This window comes from Thalassobacterium sedimentorum, assembly GCF_031127905.1.
Classification (GTDB): Bacteria; Verrucomicrobiota; Verrucomicrobiia; order Opitutales; family Coraliomargaritaceae; genus Thalassobacterium; species Thalassobacterium sedimentorum.
In genome coordinates, this window is sequence record NZ_JARXIC010000004.1 from 42,904 (window position 1) to 64,487 (window position 21,584).

A 21,584-nucleotide genomic window follows, 5' to 3' on the forward strand; every position below is an offset into this window, starting at 1 on the left:
ATAGTTTCAATCATTTTACCTTTGGCGGGCTTAGATAACGAAAGCCTGCATTTGGATTGCGAGGATCAAAAGCATAGGCATCACGATTATCGATGAAGGACTTTAGCGTACCCGAGGAAATTGAAAAACCCAAGCCTTCGGCACCCACCGCAGCAATCTTCATGTTATTGACCCCAACAACTTCCCCCTGAAGGTTAAACAAGGGCCCTCCAGAGTTACCCGGATTAATTTGTGTAGTCGTCTGCAAATATAGACGTCCATTAATCACCCGATTGGCCACGCTAATAATTCCCTCCGAAACAGTGCGATCCAAGCCCAACGGACTGCCAATAGCGAATACAGTTTGACCCTCGCGCAGCCCTTCATCCACCGCTGCAAGTGGTACAGATACAAATGACTCCGACGGTTCAACTTCAATTTTGAGTAATGCTAAGTCTAACTCCGAACTCGTTGCCACGATGCGAACATTATCATAGGTCTGCTTGGTTAATTCATGCTGCCCCTGCTTGAAAATTGTAATCGAGATACGGTGCTCTCCAGCAATAACATGATCATTCGTCACGACATAGCCCGCTTCATGAATCACAAAGCCAGACCCCAAACCAGTGGGCGTTTGCACCAGCCCCACGGCCTCTCCCAACACATCCACCCAATCGCGAATAGTTTGATCACCACGGCCCTCTGACACTCGATAAAGTGTCTGCCCCTGCAGTCCCGGGGCAGCAGTGATCCCCGCCCCCACGTTCCCGGCGTGCCCTGTCTGCACCTGCGCAATCGCAGCTTTGGGCACTGGTAACAAATCAAACCCGAGATCAATATACACTGTATCCGCGCGCTCGACAACGACCTCTCCCGCAACAGTCGCACCATTTTTTAATTCAAGTGAATGGAAGGCCTGTGCCACCGCTGTACTCGTAACAATCAAAACTAAAATACTCAGAAATTGAAGCATGACTGAGACAAAATCAAAATAAGCGCAACACGCCAACAAATTCCCCTGAAAGTAATACTCATTTCCGAAGTTTTCAAAACGCCTGGAACAGAGCTCCCCAAAGCAATTTACTTGAACTCAATACGACAGGTGCACCGCTAACATAGAAGAGCAGAATCGGTCCACCAATGACGTGATTTCGGATTGCACCCATGCACACTTATTCTAAGTTATGTGGCTATGAGCACTGAAACCAACCACGACAGCGAGAAAGACTCCACTCCAATCGAAACAACATTGGAATCGCCAGCCAGTTCAGAAAGACCAGAGAAAATACCAAACGGCGACAAGACAATGGCAATGCTATGTCATTTACTCAGTTTCGTCGGCCTTCTCGGGGTTCCTATCGGCAATATCCTCGGCCCTCTCGTCATTTGGCTGGTCAAAAAAGATCAAGATCCATTCGTAGATGCAACCGGGAAAGAAGTGCTGAATTTTCAAATTACGGCTACGATTTATGGTATCATATGTGGCTTACTGGTCTTTGTCGTTATCGGTCTCTTTTTACTACCAGTATTAATCATCGCCGTGGTTGTTTTAACCATTATAGGTGCACTCAAAGCAAACGAAGGTATATTGTATCGATATCCCTTTACTATTCGTTTCCTTAAATAAAATCGTACGGACCTAATTTGCGTGGCTCTACCGGATTCAACTCTCGATCGTGTACTCGCGGATTTAGACTCAGCGACTGCGAACTACATACGTGATGCACACCAGCAGCTTGACTTCTGTGGGCAACTGGAAGGAGTCACTGCCGATCTCGCCTCAAAACTACTCCCACTGGCTGCAGCCTACTCCGTACATCCGATTTCAGGCATCGCAGTCGGTGCGATCGCAGTGGCCGCATCCGGCAAATTCTATCTAGGCGCCAACCTGGAATTCCAAGGCATGCCACTACATGCCACACTGCATGCAGAACAATCAGCCGTGCTGAACGCATGGATGCACAATGAACATAGTATTTCCGAGCTAGTGGTCTCCGAGACTCCGTGCGGACACTGCCGACAGTTTTTATGCGAACTGTCGAATATGGACACACTTAAACTGCGTATAGACCACGAGATATACTCGCTGAAAGCACTCTTACCGCAGGCCTTCGGCCCCACCCGCCACAAGGGGCACGGCCTACTGGACAGCCCTCCGATCCCACTGGAAGCCGTCAAACCTCAACCACTCACCTCCCAACAACGAGCAATCAACGCCGCTCAACGCAGCTACGCTCCCTACAGTCGCTCTCCGGAGGGATTCATCTTAGAATGTTTAGATGGACAAATATTCTCTGGTCGAGCTGCAGAATCGGCCGCCTTTAATCCCAGCGTGCCCGGAGTGCTGGTAGCACTCAACCAGCGCAATCTCTCCAGTAGTCGCCATGTCGCGATTTCCACCGCAACTGAAGCAAAGTTAGCTACAGCCATCAACAATCCACTGCCTTTTGCCAGCACCCTGATCAACTCAATTTCAAATGCTGACATTCAAGTGGTACAAATGGACGCGCGCTAGCCTCCCCGACCCTAACCTGCATTCAAACCTGAGAAGCATATACGTGGGACTTGCATGCTACTCGTACCTCAGTGCATCGATAGGATCCAGGCGTGAGGCGCGCATCGCTGGATAAACACCGGAAGCAAGCCCGATCAAGCTACTAAACAGAAAACCGTAAAACATCGCAGTCACCGGCATAACACTGATATTCTCTCCCTCAGGGATGAAATCACGAGCCAGCGAGAGTAAGCCAACACTGGCAACCAAGCCCAATAGACCGCCTAATACAGAAATCACGACCGCCTCTGCAAGGAACTGAATAAAAATATCATGACTACGCGCACCGATCGCCTTCCTAACACCGATCTCGCGAATACGCTCACTCACAGAAGCCAGCATCACATTCATAATCCCTATACCACCAACAAGTAAGGAAATACCGGCAATCCCGCCCAACGAATAGGTAAACGAATTCTCCAATTTCTTAAGCTCAGCCAGCTGTTCATCTTGTGTGCGTATTTCAAAATCACTGATGCCTCGATGTGTCTGCGTCAGTGTATTCTCTATTTGCTCGATCAAGTCTGGCATGTCACCGACATCATGTGCGAGAATTTCGATACGATTGACTTCATCATCGCCCTTATAACGAGCCATGGCAGTTGTGGCAGGAATATAGTTATACCGCTCTTCACGATTAAAACGACTTGAGCGCCCCGCAGGAGAGGTCACCGATTCGATTGGCTGAATCTGCCCCACAATCGTATAAACTTGTCCACTCACTCGAACCTGTTCCCCAATCACACGAGACTGCCCAGGAAACAATGCATCGGCAATATAGGCCCCCACCACAATCACTGGACTTTTCGACGCGACATCATAATCTGAAATAAACCGGCCATGCTGAATCTCATTGAGCTTAATCCCGGAATAATCGGGAGTCACCCCCTGCAACAATGCTCCTCGCCGCTGACCGTTCGCAATGAAACGCTCCCAATTCATATCAACTACCGGTGAAACGTAGGCAACCAAGGGAATCGCCTTATCGATCGCACCAATATCACGCCAGGTCATCCCCGGCGAAATTCCTGCAATATGCTGTTGCCATTCAGGCGCTTCCTGAGGATGCACCTCAAGCTTGAGAACCCCTCCGCTACGTTCAAAAGATGCTCGCATATTGCCTAACATGCCCTGCACGATGCCCACCATGGCAACCAGTGCAGCCACTCCAAGTATAATACCACTCATGGATAGTAGCGAACGTACCTTATTCGACCACACCTCGCGCAACCCATTTGCAGCGCCCGTATATATATCACCAACTGGGTTCACAAAGCACTGTCCTCCACAATCTGTCCATCCTGCATACGAATGCGTCGTTTCGCATAGGCTGCCACTTCATCGTCGTGAGTAACCAATGCCAGCGTAATGCCCTCATCCATTAACGAAGCAAAAAGCTCCATGATGCGCCCACGGTTCTTAGTGTCCAGATTACCAGTAGGCTCATCTGCTAAAATGAGACGTGGCTGATTAATTAAAGAGCGTGCAATCGCGACACGCTGGCGCTCTCCACCAGAAAGTTGACTGGGTCGATGGCTGGCACGATGGTCCATTCCCACTCGCTCAAGCACAGACATACCAAGTTCTTTCTTATTAGCCACACGTTGCCGCCCATAAACCAATGGCAACAAAACATTATCCAATACAGTTAATTTCGGCAGCAAATTAAAAGACTGAAAAACAAATCCGATACGAGTCGCACGTAGTCGCGAGCGCTCTCCCCGACTGATTGCGGAAACATCACGTCCTTCAAAGGCCATCTGCCCCTCCGTAGGGCTATCCATAAAGCCAAGCGTATGCATCAAAGTAGACTTACCTGAGCCCGAAGTCCCAATCACCGCAATAAACTCACGATCCTCAATCGTGAGATCCACGCCATTGAGTGCATGTACCAGCTCACTTCCGACTTTGTAAGTGCGGCGAATGGAACGAAGTGCAAAAACTAGATCTGGATCAATCATTTGATTTGCGGAACTCCAGCGGGCGACTCAACGCGACGACTTCCCCCTCTTCCAGGCCCGAACGTATCTCAACGTGCTGTAAATTATTAATACCAGTCAGCACTTCGCGTCGCTCCCAACCAGTAACAGTTTGCACAAAGCAAATACTCTGCCCCTTGTCATTGAAGACACCCGACAACAAGACACTCACCACATTCTCAGCAAATTCAATAGGCACTTCAACCGTAGCACTGATACCGGGCCGCACACGATTGTCCGCGACCTCAAAGACGACTTCGATCGGAAAGACACGCACATTGCCATCTTTACGCGCAGAGGGCGCAATCACACTTATTTTCCCCTCAACTTCGAAATTAGGAATCGCATCAAAACGTAAGAAAGCAGGCTGACCGATGTATAATTTCTCCACATCCACCTCGTTGATATTCGCCTCCATGAAAAGCTCATCCAGCTGAGCAATGGTCAGTAAATCACTACCATTCGAAACCGAACTCGCTCCTGAGATAACCTGTCCTTCGACAACATCCAGCAAGGTGACCACACCATCATGTGGCGCTAGAATGGTTGTTTTTGATAAATCTTCGGCCGCATCATCCAAACGAGCCTGCGAAATCTCCAGCGCTAATTGAGCCAGATGTAGCTCGGTTTGCGCATCCAGGTATTCTTTCTCACCCACAAATTTCTTAGCATAGAGCTCTTCCAAGCGCCTATAGTTGCGTTCCGATTTCTCCAGGCGCAGCCGCTCAGCTTCAAGACTGCGTTGCGCCTCACGCAATCGCGTCTCTAGGCTGGTGCGATCCAATTCCAACAATACCTGGTCGCGCACAACTGTCTCCCCCTCCTCAATCTTAATTTCAGTAATGCGACCGCTGATTTCAGATTTTACAATACTACTCAATAAAGGAAGCACCTCGCCCGTGGCCGGCACCACGGATTTCAAATCGCGACGCTCAGCAATATCAAGCCGAATCTCCCGCGCTGGCTGACCACCACTATGGGGAACAACCTGCAAGAGACCATAGATTCCTCCCGCGATAAGCACGAGGATACAAAAAGAAATAAGCGCACGTTTCATGGTGTATTCGATGAGAGTGAAGTAGTTAGCTCAGCAGATGGTTCCAACACTTGCGTATAGGGATCAACTATGTCCCAATCCAGGCCATTACGCTGTAGTAATGTGCCATCGACACGGCTGAGGCGCACAGTCGCACGCAGCGTCTCAATCAAAGATGCCAAATAACGACTCCTTGCCTGATCAAAATCACGCTGAGCCTCGAGCACATTGCGATACGCAACAAGGCCGGAACCATAGCGAGCGCGTTCCTGCTCAAAGGCCTCCTCGTTCAAAAGCATTGCAGTCCGCGTCACTTCAATCCGCTTCAAACCAGTGCTGGCCGAGCGCCATGCGTTGCGTGCTGCAAGAGCTTTTTCCTGTTTAATATCATACAGCTCTAGGCTCGCTTGCTCAACGCTTCGCTCCGCCTGACGAACGCGGGCGCGCGCCTCACGAAAGCCCCATGGCACGCGTAGTTCCATCCCCAAAGACCAATCGTAGCCATCTGCATTGTACGCCCCGCGATAAGCAGTGCTTCCGTTCGTATCTCGCCCAAGATAACTCAAGCCACCCGTAAAATCCAGATCAGGGCGCGTTTCATCCTGCGCCAACATGTGATTAATCCGCTCAATCTCCAAACGACGTTCCTGTATCTGCGCCGCGACATCATTGAGCACAGTATCTTTAACGACCACTTCAATCGGACGCAGCGGCTCCATCTGCCCCGGTAACCCTGCCACAAACACTTCCTGATGAATCGGTTCAATAAAATCTGCAAGCCCCATGCTTCGCCGCAGGGCATCTTCCGCATCTGCGATCACATTATCCGCCTGCAGCACCGCTTCTTGCTGATTGAGCACCTCCGCTTCCGCTTGCAACACTTCCAGTGGAGTCACCAACCCCAGACGTTCACGCTCTCGATTTTCTTCTAATAAATTCTCCGCTAGCGCGAGACTGGATGCAATTAATGTACGATCAGCACGCGCATAGGCGAGATTCCAATAAGCAATTTCGGTATCCAAAATCAAATCAAGGATCTCCGAGCGTAGCTCAAAAATCGAACGCTCTGCAGTGACCTTGGCGCGCGCAAGTGGAGCCAGATTCACTCTCGACCATGCACCTTTCAGCAATGGTTGACGAATACTAAGACCCACATCTGTGCCATAATCGGGGTTTCGCGCCGCATTATTATTCGATGCACTGCGACTAATCGAAGAATCAAGTGTCACCGTCGCACCCGTTGAAAAGCGTTTATCCACACCAACACTCGCACCACGACTCTCGCTTTCTGGTGCGGTGGCGGCATCAAGCGCACTACTCGAAGCCGCGGATTGACGCTCATCTAAAGAGGTCTGCCCAAATAAAGATAGATCAAACTGCGCATCCTCGATCTCCACTGAATCCAGTGCATTCGCCGGCTCATAAGTAGCAATGCGCAGCCCAAGATTATGCTCCAGAGCCGCAGCGATCGCTGTTTTTAATGACAACTCCGAAGCAGTCGCCATTGTAACACCAACACTCAGCATAAAGGGTATGAAAATTCTATAAAAATAGGCAAACATATGACAGAACAGCCTACCAAGGCAGATGCTATCAAAATATCAAACAAATGTTTACGCTTTTACTAAAAGCCTGACTCTCCTAAAAAGAAGAAAGGCCTCAATCATTCCTCACGTTTTAAAGATCGCTGCGGTAAATATCTCACAAAAAACTCTTTCAACATCGATAGCTCTTCAAAGCGCAGGCAATACAACATTCCAAGGTAAACGAGTATGCCACCTGGCACACAAAGTAGCACGGTCACAGCCGCACTCAATTTCTCCCCCAGATCAAACTGGGCGAGATAAGGCCATGCAAAGGCACATACCAAGCCCATCACAACTCCAGACAAACAAATTTTCAATAAGGCAGGCCACAGCGCCCCGAAGCTCAACGCAGCACGACCTGACGCCAGCGCCCGCCATAATAATACACTCTGCACCAATGCAGCGAGCACATTGGCAGTTGCAAGCCCCGCCGCGCCCCAAAACTGCATCAGCAACAGTCCCGACAATAAATTGATCAATAAGCAGCACCCCGCCACTCGAACAGGTGTCCGCATATCCTTACTCGCGTGCAAGCCTCGTGTCGCAAAGGTTGCCGCTGAATACAGTGGCAACCCTAAACCATAAATCGCCAGCAGGGGCACTGTCGCTAACACATCTGCTTGCTCGAAAGCTCCCCATAAGAAAAGGAATTCAAGAATAGGCTTTCCAAGCACCAATAAACCCACCCCGGCAGGCAGTGAAATCCCCACCACCAAACGCATGCCTTGCAAGAATGCACTCGAAAAACCTGCCTCATCACCACTGGAAAGCGCCCTGGCCAACAATGGAAAAAACACCGTTGCCACAGCGATGGTGAACACTCCAAGTGGTAATTCCATCAAACGACTCGACAAATAGAGCACCGATACCGCCGACTCATCCAAGGAATAAGCCAATAAACGTGAAACAAGTATATTGACCTGCAATATCGCCGCTCCCATCAGCCCGGGCAAAAACAAGCGCCAAAGTTCCGCCAACTCTCCGCCACCAGGCGCTTCCAAACGTGGACGCCACCCCTGCCGCATGAGATCCAAGGCCGGCACTATCAATTGTAAGGCCCCGCCCAAAAGCACGCCCCCACACAACCAATAAACTATCCGGGCAGTCTCAACATCCAAGCATAGACCTGCAAGCAGCGCTGCAATCATCGCCAAATTTAGTAATATCGGCGTGGAAGCCGCCACCGCAAAACGCCCCACTAAATTCAGGCCAGCAGAAATAATTGCCGCCAGACAGATAAAAAACATATAAGGCAGCAACCACACCGCAAGCCCCGCGCCAGTCACCCAACGCTCCGGCAACCAGGCACTGCCTGCAGCCCAAGCCAAAAATAGCATGCCCACACCCACAATCAAAATTAATGCCAGCAACAAGCGTAATAATACTTGATTAAAAAAACGAAATGCGCCCTCACGCCCCTCGCGCTCCAGCACATCCGAAAAAACTGGCACAATGGCCGAGGTCAATGCGCCCTCCCCCAACAAACGTCGAAACAAATTAGGCAAGGTAAATGCTAGAATGAACGCAGAATTCCACAAACTGGTCCCCAGAGCCGCAAATATTAAGATATCACGTAACAATCCCAATAGACGAGAGCCCACAGTTGATAAACTGACCACGACGATGTTTTTAATATTTTTTAGCATCAGGTTGCAGAGCACGTAAAAAAAATCATTACTTAGCCCGCAGATTAGAAACTACGCCGTAAAAAACTTTGGCAATTGTATATTTAGTGCTCTTAGTTCTTCGTCTACATTCTTCTTTTCATCACAATATACCCAATTCAATCCCAAATCACTTCACTATGCCACTTATTTCAAAATTGACCGTCCGTCTCAAACGGCACCCGAAACGCGTCGTCTTCCCCGAAGGTAGCGACCCTCGTATCTTACAGGCAGCTCGCCAATTCGCTTCCAACGATCTGGGCATCCCAATCCTAGTGGGGGATCGGGCACAAATTAAGGAAAACGCTGACAAGCTCAACGTCAGCCTGGAACGCATCCGCATCATCGAGCCTCGTCGCAGCGATGAGTGGGACAATTTCACGAAACAATTTCAAGGCCTACGCCGCTTCAAAAACCTGAAAGACAAAGAAATTGAACAATATTTGGAAGATACCAATTATTTCGCGACGATGATGTTGGCGACCTCGCAAGCTGATGCCATCGTCTCCGGTGCCACCAGCTCTGCCTCCAGCGCTCTGCGCCCACTACTGCAAATTATCCCACGTTTACCCGACGTGGCCACTGTCTCCTCGCTCAATATTTTTGATCTCGAAGACCTGGAGACTGGAAAAGACCGCGAACTATTCCTAGCAGACTGCGCAGTGGTCCCCAATCCAACCAGCCAGCAACTCGCCGACATCGCGGTGACCACTGCTGCACTCAGCTATCACCTCACCAACACCAAGCCCTACGTCGCACTACTCAGCTACTCGAGTAAAAGCATCACCAGTAAAAATCCAACTGTGGCGAAAATGAAAGCTGCCACCGAAATGGCCCGCAAGAAAGCTCTCGAACTAGGCATTCCAATGGAAATCGACGGTGAATTACAAGTCGACGCCGCACTGGATCCGATTACCGCCAAGACCAAGAAAATTGAAGGCCCCGTTGCAGGACACGCCAATGTGCTGATATTCCCGGATCTACACTCCGCTAATATCGCCTCAAAATTGGTCGACACACTCACACGCGCACGCAACTACGGACCAATTTTGACTGGCCTCACCAAACCAGCTGCAGAAATCAGCCGCGGAGCCACTGCGAGTGATATCTTTGGCACTGCTGTCATGGTCGCCTCACAAGCCATTGACCACAAGCTGCTCTATCCTACTGACAACAGCGAAGACTTAAACGAAGACGTGACTATCCTTTAAATCATTTACCTTGCAACCGGACGCCGAACAACCGGCCCCGCCTATTCACTTATGTAAAACGAACTTATGGCGCCTCCCTCGAAACACTTCACCGAGCCTGACGACACCGAAATCTTAACTGCACCACGCAATAAGACGACCAAACGTATCTTCATCGCAGCCACTCGTATGAATGATGGGAAGACCACCACCAGTCTGGCTCTCTTTGCTGCCCTCCGAAGCATCACGGAACGTGTCGGCTTCATCAAACCGGTGGGTCAGCGTTTTGTCGAAGTGGGAGGCCATCAAATCGACGAAGACTCCGTCCTGCTCAACCAGATTTTCGACGTCAACACGCCAATCCATGCGATGAGTCCAATCGTGATTCATCACAGTTTTACCCGTGATTACCTGGATAATCCGACCGCGAATCATACTGAATTAATCGATAAAATGTGTCGCGCATTCGATCGAGCAGCCTTCGAACGCGATTATATTATTATTGAAGGCACCGGGCATGCCGGAGTAGGCGCTGTCTTTGACATGTCCAACGCGGATGTGGCCCGACACCTCAATGCCAAAGTTATTATCGTCGCACGTGGCGGTATCGGACGTCCAGTCGATGAGATTGCCCTGAATAAAGCTGTATTCGAAGCTGCTGGCGTACAGATTATCGGAGCCATTATTAACAAAGTTGAGCCCGATAAAATCGAAATGGTAGAAAAATACTGCCGTATCGCTCTCGAACGAATGAATATTCCACTGCTCGGCTGTATTCCCCACGAAGGCAAGCTCACACAACCGAACTTACAACAGGTTGTCGAGGAAACCAATGGCCGCTGGCTCAACGGCAAAGCTAAAGGCGGAAAAAACCGCATCGACAAAGTCATTATCGGTGCAATGGCCGCCAAAGGACTCGTCGAACATCTAGACAATGGCGTCTTGATCATCACCCCCGGCGACCGAGAAGACATCATCCTCTCCGCAATCGCTTCAGATAGCATCGGTGCGGAAAACTCAATCGCCGGAATCATACTCACACGTAGTATCCTCCCCCATCCCCGCCTAATGGAGATGATAGCACAAACCTCGATACCAGTCGTACTTTGCGCAGAGGATAGCTACAAAGTGGCTTCCAAAGTCAATAACATGACCGTTAAAACCCAACCCAGCGACGACGATAAGATTCCCATCATCAAAGATCTCATCACTAAAAATATTGACCTTGAGGTGATTCAGAACGCCTTTGATTCACAGGAATAAAACTCAATATGCCCGCTAAAAAAGAAGAACCCACTTTCGAACAATCGGTCGAACGCCTTGAAGCCCTCATTGCCGCAATGGAAAATGGCGACACGCCACTTGCAGACTTAGTGGCCAAGTTCGAAGAAGGCTCAAAACTACTCAAACAATGCCAAGTCCAACTAAAAGAGGCCGAGCTGAAAATCGAAAAGCTCAACATCAAGACAGGCCAACTTGAAGTATTCAACGACGTCGGTGAAGATTAATCTCCGCTGCTAAGGCTTAGCTATATTCGTGCCCGTCTCGCAACCAATATGCCGGCGACAATAAAGTCGCGCATCCGATAATAATCCAGTTTCAGATCGATTCCTTCCATTCTAATGTCCTTACTCGCACGGATACAGTCGCCCAGCGACGTTAAAAAACTTTCCTCAGAACAACTCCCGCAACTTGCTCAGGAGATCCGTGAACGTGTCATTCAAACGACATCGAAGAACGGAGGCCACGTGGGCCCGAACCTAGGGGTCGTCGAACTCACGATTGGGCTGCATCGGGTCTTCAACACACCAACGGATCGCTTCTGCTTCGACGTGGCCCACCAAGGCTACATTCACAAACTACTGACTGGCCGTAACGACGAACGCTTCGACCACATACGCACCAGCGATGGTTACAGTGGCTTCTTATCGCGCGCCGAAAGTGAACATGATGCTTTTGGCGCTGGCCACGCCGGCACGGCACTCTCCGCCGCACTGGGCATGGCTACCGCACGCGACCAACGTGGTAGTGACGAACACGTAGTCGCGCTCTGCGGCGATGCCGCCTTCACATGTGGCATTACCATGGAAGCTCTCAATAACGTTGCGGCTTCCACCAAGCGCCTCATCATCATTCTCAACGATAACAAATGGTCGATCGCCAAGAACGTTGGTGCTCTCTCACGCTATTTCAACGAACTGATCACAACTCCCGCATACAATCGTCTCAATGATGACATAGAACGTTTCCTACAAAAAATGCCAGGAGGTGAATCGATTATAAAACTCGGTTCCAAGTGGAAACAAGAGACGAAGGACTTTTTTGTCTCCTCATCGATCTTTGAACAATATGGCATCCGCTACATCGGCCCAATCAACGGTCACGACCAAAAACAGGTCGAGCACTACCTCGAATTTGCTAAAAATGCAGAACAGCCGGTGATCCTCCATGTGTTGACTGAAAAAGGTCGCGGCTACGATGTTGCCATTCAAAATCCAGAACGTTTTCACGGAGCCAGCCCATTTGACATAGAAACCGGTAAAGGCGCTCCGACAGCAGCCGGCACTCCGCCCAAATACCAGGATGTAATGGGCGAAACACTGGTCAAACTCGCCCAAGCAGATAAAAATGTAGTGGGCATCACAGCAGCCATGCCCTCTGGCACCGGCCTCAATATTCTGGAAGACAAACTCCCGGAACAATTTTTCGATGTCGGAATCGCAGAAGAGCACGCAGTGTTATTTGCGGCAGGTATGGCAACCTCTGGCTTCCATCCGGTCTGCGCGATTTATTCAACCTTCCTGCAACGTGCCTACGACCAAATCATCCACGACGTCGCCCTACAAAATTTACCAGTTCTCTTCTGTATGGACCGTGCTGGGCTCTCGCCCAACGATGGAGCGACTCACCATGGCCTCTTCGACTTATCCTACCTGCGTTGTGTCCCTGATGTTCTCATCATGGCGCCAGCCAACGAAGATGAACTCGCCGATATGATGGCCACTGGATTAGCCTATCAAGGCGCAGCCTTCATCCGCTACCCACGCGGCAATGCGATTGGCACGCCCCTCAAAGAGACACCCGCAGAATTAGAAATCGGCAAAGCACAACGATTACAAAAGGGCACCGATATCGACATCTGGGCGATTGGCACCATGCTTGCCGACGCAGAGCGATTGGCAGAAAACCTGAGTACACACGGCATTCAGGCTGGTATCGTCAATACGCGCTTCGTGAAACCACTCGACGTCCAAACACTCACCCAAGCGGCGACACAAACTCGCTTAATCGTCACCATGGAAGACCATGTCATCACAGGCGGACTCGGAACAGCAGTGATGGAAGCGCTCCAAGAAGCCGATATTCTCTGCCCAGTCGAACGTATCGGCTGGCCGGATAACTTTATCGAACATGGCAGCTCTGTCGCCAAATTACGTGAAGAAAACGGCCTCAGCCCCCAAGCGATTTTAGAACGAGTACTTTCGAAGTACGCGAAGCGACAAGCCATCGAAGAGTGAGGGAGGGCGAAAAATTAAGCGCGATAAATGGGTTGCCTATGCCGACCTAATGTAGTTCCAGCATCGGACGGACCGGCGCCCATCTCGACCTAATGAGCAGACAGATTAATCGCAAAATGCCGGGTAAACTACAGCTATTTAGAGTCGGCCTACTCCAGCCCTAGTTTCTGACGGCCCGCCTCAGAGATCATGTGTGGTGTCCAAGGCGGATCCCACACAATGTCCACCTGTGCGTTCGATACTCCGCTCAAAGCTTCTATATTCTTTTTTGCATCCTCCGCAATCACTGGTCCCATACCACAACCTTGTGCAGTCAGTGTCATCTTTACATTCACTTGATGGCGTCCCTCCGCATCTGGCTGGTCGATTTGTAAATCGTATATTAAACCTAAATCCACAATATTAACTGGGATCTCAGGGTCAAAGCAACCTCGCATCGCATCCCACACCTGCTCTTCACTAAAAGGCAGATCCTCAGGGGCTGAATCAGCACTCTTCGCACTCGCATCCAACTGAGCTTGCGCCTCTGCACCCAGCGCATCCCAATCACGACTCGCTAAACGAAACAGTCCGGAATCCGTGCGGATCGTAACCGTGCCACCAAGTGCCTGCGAAATCACAGCACGCGTTCCCGCAGCAAGCGTTTGCGTCTCTCCCGCAGGAATGATGGTCGCTTCGGTATCACGTATAAGAGTTAATTCTTCGTTAAACTGCATAGCGCATTAACACACCATAATTACTGCTCCTGTCAATCCACAGCACGGATAAAGCTGATATCATTTACATCAGTGACCTCCTCGCAGGCGCGGATTATTCTTGGCAATGAGCTATTGATATTGAAATACTCACGTTTTTAAATTTTCCACCCCTCTCATATATTACGATGCTTCGCTCCACATTCAGACCCTGCGCCAGGCTATTACTTATAGCCGTTATTAGCTACCTGATAAGCTCTCAGGCATTCAGTGCCAAAGAGCAATCCATTGATTTAAGCGTCCTCTCTAAACGCGAAGCCTTAATCCCCCAGATGACGGCTAGCCAGAGAATTCAGTATTTGAAACTGGAGGAAGCAATCGAAGAGGCGCAATCCGACTTGAAAAGCGGTCAGTACATGATTAAAACGAAGGCATCGAGCTTGGACCCGAATCGCAACGTCCAAGAGATCATCAAACGCGGCGAAGCAACCATCAAGCGCGCACAAGCCGAAATAGAGAGCCGCCAAATCGGTTTGGCCAACTTGCTTACAGAAGTTGAAGTCGAGCAACAAAAACAAGCCATGGCCGCAAATAAGCGCTTCAACTATCAAATCGAATCCGCAAACTACCAAGATGCCATTCAGTTACAGACCCAGCAACTACTCAAAACTTGCTGGGAACTCGGCTATGAAACACTTTTCTACGATGGCTTATTTATTCAGGATAGCAGCGGCACACGTCGCGCCGAAACAGAACTACGGAACCAAACCTACGATGCGTTGATTGACGCAGACGGCACAAAGTTCAGCGTAACAATCCCTGTAGATTTCAAGCTAAAACCAGAAACCGACGGCACCGACAAGGATCTCTTTAGCTACGAAAATGCTGAGATATTTAAAAACGATAAGAAAGCACTCATCAACATCGAGTTAATCCACCCAGCAAATTCTAGTAGCGGACTGCTCGTACTGCGTGCCATCGACTTAAAAACACAGCAGATCACCGCTCACCAATTAATTAAGATCAGCAACCTTGCGGAACTCTTAGCACTTGAGAGCGATAATTTAGAGGATAAAACCCCCGATCAGTTTGAACTTAATGACAAGACCAACACGATTGAAAAGCTCTCGCAGTTGTCTAAGCCATATTTATTCGAAATTACCGAAAGCAGTCCCACGCAAGAGGTTTCCGAATTGCTCACCTACACTCTCTTGCAGAACTCACAGTTACAACTCGCAACAAGCGACTTTATTTTCCGAGCCTATGGGCTATCCTTAAATGCCCCAGAGAATTGGCGCGGACAAGCCAATGCACATATCCAAATCGAAGTCGGGGATAAAGCCCACACCTATCAACTAAACGCAGTCGCCGATGGCAGTGATCGTATTTTACCCAGCGGTGTAATCACCCTAGCTTACCAATCAAATTAGTCCTGCCCCATTGGAGCCGCAAGGTCTAAGCATCCCAACTCCGTTCGCTCCTGGTTAAACTTCTGTTCGCATAGCGCATTGCCCAAGCGACACACATCAACAATTAGCAAGTCAGTCAGTCAGTCAGTCAGGTAAATGTATATCTACCATTACATCCTGAGCAATCTGCTCAAGACGTGAGCGTATTGCATCTCGATCAATCTCCGGACTACAGGCAAGCCGTGCCTTCGCCTCAAAAAGCATTCCACCAGAACTGGGAGCACTGTAGGCTCGTGTGCTCAATTCCTCAACATTAACGCCCGCCAAGGCCAGCGCCTTAAAGACCTCACGCACAATTCCCGGCTGGTCACTGCCCACAACTTCAAGATCGAACTGCCGCAGCGATTCCATGCTAGAGCACGTGGTGCCAGCTGCAATCATCACATCAAGATCACTAATCGTCCGCAGCGCCACTTCAAGGTCCTGCTGCTGATCCCCCGCTACCGTGACTTCCAGCAAACCAACAAAACGTCCTGCGAGATGTGCCATACGACAATGCTCCCAGTTACCGCCATGGGTCGCAATAACATCAGCGAGTTTTTCAACCAAACCTGCACGGTCCCGACCACTGATTGTAAGAACTAATACCCCATCCATACGCGCGAGTATAGCAACTCAACCGAAAAGAGCAAGTATGCAAAATACAAGCAATCGGAACATTCCAGGATCAGTCCGGCATTCTACGAATAGATTCTTCGGCGGCCGGTAGCGCTCGTTGATGCTGCAACCTCTTGAGAACCAACTATGATAAATAAGTGCAGCAATAATCAGCACCACCTGCGGGCACCTTTAAGCTAAACTTTGAATTTCCCTCAACTTTGAAAGATTGTCCTTCGACATAGGTATTCCATTCCTCACTACCCGCTAATTTCACGTCCATGGCCCCCCCTAACATCTCCATAACTTCAGGGGCTTCAGTGCCAAACTCATAGTCACCCGCTTGCATAAAGCCCAGCGTCTTCTTAGAGCCATCAGCAAACTGTACCGTTCGGCTGGTCACTTGACCTCCGAAATAGACATTGGCTTTCTTAATAACAGAGACGTTTTCAAATGTTTCAGACATACGCTTATGTTCTCTGAATCCAGACGATTCTGTCGATAAAAATCATCACCAATACCAATCCTCAGCGGTCTGATCAGGACATAAAACAGCAACCGAAGTCCTCAGAAAACGGTCTTCGGTTGACTCCACTTTAGCAACCAACTCAAACTTCACCGATCTATAAATAGCATCATCTGTTGAATAAATCCACTCTCTCAACTCGATTGAAAACTCTACAAATCAAAGTTAAGCCAAATTCCAGGACAAGCGTTTTGGAACCACAACAGGATGGCACATGGAAGGCGACACTCAAATCACTACCAGTTGATGGTCAGGCAAACAAAGAACTCATTGCACTCATTTCCAAAACTCTTAAATGCCACAAGCGTAGAATCTCAATCAAGGTCGGCAGCACGGGACGGATGAAGATCGTAAAAATCGAAGATCCATAAAACTCTATATCGCCACCAGATTAACGCGCCTCAAATCGGCCATCTGCCCGTTTGACTACCAGTCGCTTAATCTCTAAGCCCATTAAGGTGGCCGAAACTTCGGGTGCCACACGATTGAGTTGCTGCGAGATTTGGTCTGGCGAGCACAACTCACCACCGACAAAGCAATCGAGTATTTCTTGCTCCAATTCACTGAGCACAACCTGTGAAGTCGCCTCCCCTAAAGCTAACTCTGGCTCTGACTGCGCAGGACGCTTATAACGTAATTCCTCTAAAATGTCGTCTACAGATGTCACCATAGTCGCCCCATCCCGAATCAATTGGTGGCAACCTGCGCTACTCGCTTGATCAACACGCCCAGGCAGCGCCATAATCTGCCTCCCTTGCTCGCCTGCAAAGCGGGCCGTAATCATACTCCCCCCCGCGACGTCACTCTCAATCACAATTACGGCTTCACACATACCAGCAACGACCCGATTACGCATCGGAAATGTTTGACGATCTGCCCGACGCCCAAAGGGAAATTCACTCGCGACTGCGCCGGTATCTGCGATGCATTTATACAATTCCAAATTTTCTGGAGGATACACAATATCCAGCCCGCAACCAAGCACTGCCACCGTCTTTCCACCAGCTTCAAGCGCCCCCTCATGCGCTGCGGTGTCCGTCCCTCTAGCCATACCACTCACAATGCAGAATCCGAGTCGAGACAGCTCCGCAGCAAATTTCCGAGCAATCGTACGCCCATACAAGGTCGCACGTCGCGTACCGACAATCGCGATGCAAGGCCGATCAATATTGTAACTCCCCTTCCAATACAATCCGATAGGAGGATCATACATTTCTTGCAACATGGCAGGAAAATGGGGGTCTGTCTGAGCCAGAAAACGTACGCTGGAAGCCTTCATCCGTTCAACTTCCTTCGAAAGATCGAAGTGCTCAGTCCACTGAGTCAGCACAGTGGCGGCTTTATCCCCAACTCCCTTCACTTGCATTAATTTCTGACGATTCCCAGCCAACACAGCAACTGGATCATGATCAAAGGCATCCAATAAGCGCCGCAACATAATCGGCCCTACATGTTGCAAGCCATTTAATACTAGCAGTGCCTGCCGATGATTCAATTGAGCTGACATATCAATTATGTACGTAATACCGCGGATAGATAATCAAGCAATTGTGTTGTATGAACGCTCACCTGCCCGTGAACACGTGCCAAACACTGGGCAGCCAGACCATGTAAATACAGTCCTTGGGCTACAGCCTCCTCCTCACGATGAGCATTCTGCGCGAGCATGCCACCAATCAAACCTGTCAACAAATCACCGCTCCCCCCCCGCGCTAGCACGGGGCCGCCCTGCGTATGATAAATTACAGAGGCTCCATTGCAAATGCGTGTTTGCGGTCCCTTCAAAACCGTCACGACTCCATGCGATTTCGAAAAGTCCAATAACACGTCATTGGTATAATCAGGCTCCTCTAGCTTGGCTACCCGCATAAACTCTCCCATATGCGGAGTCAATACCACCCGCCCATATGCCTCCTGCCGCATCCGCACCGGCTCAAGCACGGACACACGCAATGCATCGGCATCGAGTAAGAGTGGACACTCTACAAGTTTGACGATTTCCTGAGCCACCATTTCAGTGCTTGCATCAGCTCCGAAGCCTGGGCCAGCTATAACTGCCGTTGCTTGATCAATACGCTCTAGAATCAGTGACATACCGCTGGGGCTTAAGGTACCAAGACTGGTTTCCGGCCATGAAATCCACATGGCCTCGGGCACCTGCGCAGCCAGCACTGCAGTCACAGAGGACGGTGCAAATGCGGTCACTAAGCCCACCCCAGAAGAAACTGCAGCCCGCACGGACATCAATAATGCGCCAGGCATACGCGCGGACCCACCCACGATAAACAAATGTCCGAATGAACGTTTATCCACATTTGCCGGCCGCAGCCGCCTCAATGGAGCTAATACCGCATCAGTTAGAATGGCCTCTTCTGCCTCGACTACCTGGCCGGGCGTCGTTTTGAAAAAACCCAAGTCGACATATCGCACACGCCCGCAAGTTCCCCAACCAGCAAATAATGGCTTCTTGGCAATACCAGTCGCATAGCTAAAGTCAGCCCGCAGGATCAATGCATCCGGTTCCACTCCGTCGCCTGCACCACTCGGTAAATCCACAGAAGCACGTAACTCGATCCCTTCAAATGCATTGATCGCTTCAATTAAGTCACAGACCGGTGCCCGTAACGGGGGCACAAAAGACATCCCCAACAAACCATCGATACAGATATGAAATCCAATTTCGCCGCCCAGCTCCACCAGCATTTGTGAAATCTCAGACAGCCCACAAGCTTCGGAGATTTGACGTATTTGTACTCGCCCTTCCAATTCTTGTAAGGCACGCGCTGCCAAGGGTCGCAACTCATCCGCGGGCGAGGTTAAGATAAGATCCACCTGAGCGCGTGGATAGTCTGCCAGTAACTGCCCACATGCCAACAATGCATCGCCTCCATTATTGCCCTTACCAATTAATGCTAAAATACGTAAATGCTCAGGAACTGATCTTAACTCCTGATAATCTTCTATAACCGACTTAGCAATCCCCGCTCCGGCCTGCTGCATCGCAGACCACTCCGCGCTCGCGTCAGTCAATACGGAGAACTCTAAATCCTTTGCCTGTTGGCAGCTAAGCACAGGATGGGCATAAGGTAATACTTTCATAACCGAATCAATAGATTGCATAAAATGACAGTCATTCGACCAATGCGATCTCTAACAGAGACAGCGGGAGAATACACGTTTTTTCCTCGTGAATGCCAACTAGATCACTTTAGAAACACTTAAGCTTGCGCCACAAACGTATGCTCAGTGCCACGGAAGCGAGCGCTAAACCAATGGCGAGGCCAGACCAGATCCCGAGCGCACCAAAACTTGCCCAGAAACCTAGCACCGCCCCGAGTGGAATCGCAATCAACCAAAAACAAGCAAATAAGATGCCCGTGGGGAAGTTAACATCGCGCATACCACGTAATGCCGCCCCACTGATCACCTGTATGCCATCCAGAAGCTGAAAAATAGCCACCACAGCCAGTATTGAGACCGTCACTCGCACCACCTCAAGATCCTCAGTAAATCCGGCAGCGATCCGATCCCCCAGAAATACATACACCAATGCGCAACTAAGCATAATCATTATCCCCATACACTGCGCCCCAAGCACAATCTGACGACATCGCAAGGCTTGTGCCGCACTCACCGCATGACTCACGCGTATGGTAACTGCCATTGACAAGCCCAATGGCAGCATGAAAGTTGTCATTGCACAAGTTAAAGCGATTTGATGCGCGGCCAAAGCAGTCGCTCCAAACTGCCCGATAAGAAACGCACTCACCGTAAAAGCCCCAATCTCGATCAATAATTGTCCGCTTAAAGGACTCGCCATCTTCGTCAAGGCCCGACACTCCGTACGCTCAGGCCGTCGCCACCAGAGAGGCGGTAGGGCAGCCGCCAACCTGCGCGAGTTGAACAAATAATAAAACAAAGCACCCAGTGTAATAAAGCGAGCTAGGCAAGTTGCGACACCGGCCCCGGTCAATCCCATGGATGGCATACCTAGGTAGCCAAAGATAAATATAGCGTTTAAAGCAATATTCAGCACAACCCCACCTAATTGTATCCAAAGAACCATCCAGGGCTCACTTTGCGCTTCGGCGAAACTTTTAATCACCATGGTTGGCACCATGGCTAAAAATGAAAAACCAATCCAATATAGATACGGTGGCACAATCGCCAGAACTGCATCCGGCGGATCCAAATAGCCTAAAAACGGAATACTGAAACAAACCAGAGCCATCAGAGCAATTGCTAGCAATACGGAAATAAACAAGCCATTGCGCAAAGCCTCGCCCGCATCCCGCAGCTGTCCACGGCCAAACCAATGGGCCACCTGAATCGAAACCGCTATCGACAGGCCAATCGCAAATGAAAAGGGTAGATGCAACAAAGCGTTCCCAAAGGCTGCTGCCGCCAAGTCGACCGTCCCCACACGCCCGACCATCAATGTATCCGTCAAGCCTAACAGCATTTGACTCAACTGACCAGCAATCAGCGGAAGCGCGAGTAAGAGCGTCTTACGATTCTCCTGAAACAAAGTATGCACAGCTAAGATATGGAATCCAAATACTAAACAAGCCAAACAGACTCGGCATCATAGCAACTTGAGCGAACAATCACGTCACCTCTAAGCAGCTGCTTCACTGCTGCTATCACCGAACTGTTCCCGACTAGGCTTCCATCAATCGCATCCATGCCTGCAACTTGCCACGAACAATCAACTCTTCAAGTACCTACTTCATCTACTTTCAAAGCGACATACAATTGTGAATACAGGCAGGCGGTCATCCCAACACATCA

20 protein-coding genes are annotated in these 21,584 nt (G+C 49.8%); 8 read left to right on the forward strand and 12 right to left on the reverse strand.

The features are described from left to right. Nucleotides 1-10 precede the first annotated feature (10 nt). Nucleotides 11-952 carry a S1C family serine protease gene (locus QEH59_RS03405; RefSeq protein ID WP_308983953.1) on the reverse strand — a complete coding sequence of 314 codons (942 nt, stop codon included), beginning with the start codon at nt 950-952 and terminating at the stop codon, nt 11-13. A 333-nt stretch (nt 953-1,285) separates the two neighbouring features. Between QEH59_RS03405 and QEH59_RS03410 the strand changes: the two genes are divergently transcribed. Beyond that, entirely contained in the window at nt 1,286-1,606 is a 321-nt protein-coding gene (locus QEH59_RS03410; protein ID WP_345785320.1) for a DUF4870 domain-containing protein, read from the forward strand. A gap of 21 nt (nt 1,607-1,627) precedes the next feature. Further along, the gene (gene cdd / locus QEH59_RS03415; protein WP_308983955.1) at nt 1,628-2,494 is read left to right on the forward strand and encodes a cytidine deaminase; all 867 of its coding nucleotides are present in this window, start codon (nt 1,628-1,630) and stop codon (nt 2,492-2,494) included. A gap of 57 nt (nt 2,495-2,551) precedes the next feature. On the opposite strand, the gene QEH59_RS03420 is transcribed toward cdd, so the two are convergent. The 5 genes from QEH59_RS03420 to murJ all read right to left on the reverse strand — a co-directional run bounded on the left by QEH59_RS03420 (nt 2,552) and on the right by murJ (nt 8,780). Next, nucleotides 2,552-3,805 carry an ABC transporter permease gene (locus QEH59_RS03420; protein WP_308983956.1) on the reverse strand — a complete coding sequence of 418 codons (1,254 nt, stop codon included), beginning with the start codon at nt 3,803-3,805 and terminating at the stop codon, nt 2,552-2,554. Further along, on the reverse strand, nt 3,802-4,494 hold the full coding sequence (locus QEH59_RS03425; RefSeq protein WP_308983957.1) for an ABC transporter ATP-binding protein: 693 nt from the start codon (nt 4,492-4,494) through the stop codon (nt 3,802-3,804). Before QEH59_RS03425 ends, QEH59_RS03420 begins: the two co-directional genes overlap by 4 nt. Next, entirely contained in the window at nt 4,487-5,569 is a 1,083-nt protein-coding gene (locus QEH59_RS03430) for an efflux RND transporter periplasmic adaptor subunit (RefSeq protein ID WP_308983958.1), read from the reverse strand. Before QEH59_RS03430 ends, QEH59_RS03425 begins: the two co-directional genes overlap by 8 nt. Further along, nucleotides 5,566-7,110: a TolC family protein gene (locus QEH59_RS03435; protein ID WP_308983959.1), complete on the reverse strand. Its 1,545-nt coding sequence runs from the start codon at nt 7,108-7,110 to the stop codon at nt 5,566-5,568. The genes QEH59_RS03430 and QEH59_RS03435 overlap by 4 nt, the downstream gene beginning before the upstream one ends. Before the next feature lie 101 nt (nt 7,111-7,211). Continuing rightward, a complete protein-coding gene (murJ, locus tag QEH59_RS03440) occupies nt 7,212-8,780 on the reverse strand; it encodes a murein biosynthesis integral membrane protein MurJ (protein ID WP_308983960.1) in 1,569 nt (522 codons plus the stop codon). Nucleotides 8,781-8,938: 158 nt separating this feature from the next. Between murJ and QEH59_RS03445 the strand changes: the two genes are divergently transcribed. The 4 genes from QEH59_RS03445 to dxs all read left to right on the forward strand — a co-directional run bounded on the left by QEH59_RS03445 (nt 8,939) and on the right by dxs (nt 13,506). Beyond that, nucleotides 8,939-10,009, forward strand: a complete 1,071-nt coding sequence (locus tag QEH59_RS03445) for a phosphate acyltransferase (RefSeq protein WP_308983961.1) — start codon at nt 8,939-8,941, stop codon at nt 10,007-10,009. 66 nt (nt 10,010-10,075) lie between these two features. Then, nucleotides 10,076-11,251, forward strand: coding sequence for a phosphotransacetylase family protein (locus tag QEH59_RS03450; RefSeq protein ID WP_308983962.1), 1,176 nt, complete (start codon nt 10,076-10,078; stop codon nt 11,249-11,251). 8 nt (nt 11,252-11,259) lie between these two features. Beyond that, complete coding sequence (xseB, locus tag QEH59_RS03455) at nt 11,260-11,496, forward strand: exodeoxyribonuclease VII small subunit (protein WP_308983963.1); 237 nt, start codon at nt 11,260-11,262, stop codon at nt 11,494-11,496. Between the two features lie 114 nt (nt 11,497-11,610). Further along, nucleotides 11,611-13,506 carry a 1-deoxy-D-xylulose-5-phosphate synthase gene (gene dxs, locus QEH59_RS03460; protein ID WP_308983964.1) on the forward strand — a complete coding sequence of 632 codons (1,896 nt, stop codon included), beginning with the start codon at nt 11,611-11,613 and terminating at the stop codon, nt 13,504-13,506. A gap of 149 nt (nt 13,507-13,655) precedes the next feature. Here dxs and QEH59_RS03465 read toward each other — a convergent pair whose 3' ends face one another. Further along, nucleotides 13,656-14,222: an iron-sulfur cluster assembly protein gene (locus QEH59_RS03465; protein ID WP_308983965.1), complete on the reverse strand. Its 567-nt coding sequence runs from the start codon at nt 14,220-14,222 to the stop codon at nt 13,656-13,658. Nucleotides 14,223-14,533: 311 nt separating this feature from the next. On the opposite strand from QEH59_RS03465, the gene QEH59_RS03470 reads away from it, so the two are divergent. Further along, a complete protein-coding gene (locus tag QEH59_RS03470; RefSeq protein ID WP_308983966.1) occupies nt 14,534-15,631 on the forward strand; it encodes a hypothetical protein in 1,098 nt (365 codons plus the stop codon). A gap of 123 nt (nt 15,632-15,754) precedes the next feature. On the opposite strand, the gene QEH59_RS03475 is transcribed toward QEH59_RS03470, so the two are convergent. Together QEH59_RS03475 and ppnP are read right to left on the reverse strand one after the other, a co-directional pair. Next, complete coding sequence (locus tag QEH59_RS03475; protein ID WP_308983967.1) at nt 15,755-16,267, reverse strand: glycine cleavage system transcriptional repressor; 513 nt, start codon at nt 16,265-16,267, stop codon at nt 15,755-15,757. A 145-nt stretch (nt 16,268-16,412) separates the two neighbouring features. Then, a complete protein-coding gene (gene ppnP / locus QEH59_RS03480) occupies nt 16,413-16,733 on the reverse strand; it encodes a pyrimidine/purine nucleoside phosphorylase (RefSeq protein ID WP_308983968.1) in 321 nt (106 codons plus the stop codon). A 203-nt stretch (nt 16,734-16,936) separates the two neighbouring features. Here ppnP and QEH59_RS03485 point away from each other — a divergent pair, with 203 nt between their 5' ends. Then, on the forward strand, nt 16,937-17,164 hold the full coding sequence (locus tag QEH59_RS03485; RefSeq protein ID WP_308984086.1) for a DUF167 domain-containing protein: 228 nt from the start codon (nt 16,937-16,939) through the stop codon (nt 17,162-17,164). Between the two features lie 20 nt (nt 17,165-17,184). Here QEH59_RS03485 and dprA read toward each other — a convergent pair whose 3' ends face one another. The 3 genes from dprA to QEH59_RS03500 form a co-directional block, all read right to left on the reverse strand. Beyond that, nucleotides 17,185-18,300, reverse strand: a complete 1,116-nt coding sequence (gene dprA, locus QEH59_RS03490) for a DNA-processing protein DprA (RefSeq protein WP_308983969.1) — start codon at nt 18,298-18,300, stop codon at nt 17,185-17,187. Between the two features lie 5 nt (nt 18,301-18,305). After that, the gene (locus QEH59_RS03495; RefSeq protein WP_308983970.1) at nt 18,306-19,892 is read right to left on the reverse strand and encodes an NAD(P)H-hydrate dehydratase; all 1,587 of its coding nucleotides are present in this window, start codon (nt 19,890-19,892) and stop codon (nt 18,306-18,308) included. Between the two features lie 109 nt (nt 19,893-20,001). Beyond that, nucleotides 20,002-21,330 (reverse strand): MATE family efflux transporter, encoded by a 1,329-nt coding sequence (locus QEH59_RS03500; RefSeq protein WP_308983971.1) that lies wholly within the window; start codon nt 21,328-21,330, stop codon nt 20,002-20,004. Nucleotides 21,331-21,584: the final 254 nt, after the last annotated feature.